At 39.9% G+C, this 1,693-nt stretch carries 2 protein-coding genes; one reads left to right on the top strand and one right to left on the bottom strand.

The window, feature by feature from the left end:
- Positions 1–1,249, top strand: a 1,249-nt coding sequence (locus QZL64_RS07115) for a putative porin (protein ID WP_296309425.1), incomplete at its 5' end; no start/stop codon positions are given.
- A gap of 232 nt (positions 1,250–1,481) precedes the next feature.
- Here QZL64_RS07115 and QZL64_RS14555 read toward each other — a convergent pair.
- Entirely contained in the window at positions 1,482–1,559 is a 78-nt protein-coding gene (locus QZL64_RS14555; protein WP_363305357.1) for a putative holin-like toxin, read from the bottom strand.
- Between the last annotated feature and the right edge of the window lie 134 nt (positions 1,560–1,693).

A 1,693-nucleotide genomic window follows, 5' to 3' on the forward strand; every position in this document is an offset into this window, starting at 1 on the left:
TGCAGCAACTGCTGTACTTGGCGTAACTACTGCATTCGCAACTAATCCATTCTCCGATGTAACTCCTAACGATTGGGCATACCAGAGCGTATCTCAATTGGCAGCAGCTGGTGTAATCAACGGTTACCCAGATGGCACTTTCAAAGGCCAGAACAACATCACTCGTTACGAAATGGCTCAGATGGTAGCTAAAGCTATGGCTAACGAAGCTCGTGCTAACGCTGAACAACAGGCTATGATCAACCGTTTGGCTGATGAATTCGCTAGCGAATTGAACAATTTGGGCGTTCGTGTTGCTACTTTGGAAAACAAAGTTGGTAACGTAAAAGTTACCGGTGACGTTCGTCTTCGTTACCAGGGTTCTGACAAAAAAGACATGTTCTCCAATGACAACAACCCTAATAAAAAATCTAAATTCGACTATCGTGGTCGTATCCAATTCAATGCTAATGTAAATGAAAATACATCTGCTGTAGTTCGTGTATCTACAGGTAGCAAAGAATTTGGTAATGCATCTAGTAGCAGTGTTGAATTCGATCGCGTGTATGTAGCTCATAAATTCGGCCAAGATACAACTTTAGTTGGCGGTCGTTTTGGTGCCTTCATTGGCGGCGGTTTAATCTATGATGATACTTTTGACGGTGCTGCTTTGGCATACGACAATGGTAATTTCTCTGCTACAGCTGCTCATGGTTACTTCATGGCTGGTAACTTGTTCGGTAGCGCTTCTTTTGATGGTTTAGATGTTAAAGATGCAGATGCTGATACAAATATTTCTGTAACTTTATTACAAGCACAAGGTAAATTGGGTGAACACGCTACTATCGGTGGTTTCTACGCATTTGGGAACCGTTTCCTTGATAACGATATCTACGGCGGTCACTTAGATCTTCAATTTGATAAATTGTGGATTGGTGGCGAATATGCTACTTGGAAAGATGATTTTTCGGACAACAACGGCGATAAAGATGCTTGGGTAGCAGGCGTTGGTGTTGGTAACTACAACATTAAAGAAAAAGGTACTTGGGGTGTTAAAGTTCAGTACTTTGATGAAGGAGCTACTTCTCCAGTAATCAGCTCTACTTGGAACCAACCATACAATGCTGACTACAAAGCTTGGATGGCTACTGTAGACTATGCATTGGCTAAAAACGTTGGCTTGTCCGCTTACTGGGCATTCAATGCTGAAGACCAAGACGGTAACGACTTGAGCGATTACTACCGTGCAGAATTAAACTACAAATTCTAATTTCTCCTGAAATAGAATTATCTCGTAGCATAAAAAACAACCACTGCCTATGGCGGTGGTTGTTTTTACTTAGATGTATATTCCATGTTGCTCATAACTTGACGAAAATGGAATACATGATATACTAAAAGTACAAAGAGAGCTATCAACGTGTGAAGGCGTTAGGCTCATCTAAGCTGTAGCAAATGATAAACCTAACGTGTGAAGTCTGCAATACTTCTGGGCGTTAGGTCTATTTCTTTAGTGAAATAATTAACACTATAAGAGTAGCAAAACCAATCATTAATGATATAGCTTCGTATACTGTTATAGTATCACCACCTTTCGGTGATGAACCTAACTCACGTTAATAGCTCTGAATATTATTATAGCACTATGAATTTGAGAATTAATATTTCAAATTCATAGTGCTATTTTGAGTTATAGGACAAAAAGTGTGTGTAA

The organism is Veillonella sp. CAG:933 (genome assembly GCF_000431435.1).
Classification (GTDB): Bacteria; Bacillota; Negativicutes; order Veillonellales; family Veillonellaceae; genus Veillonella_A.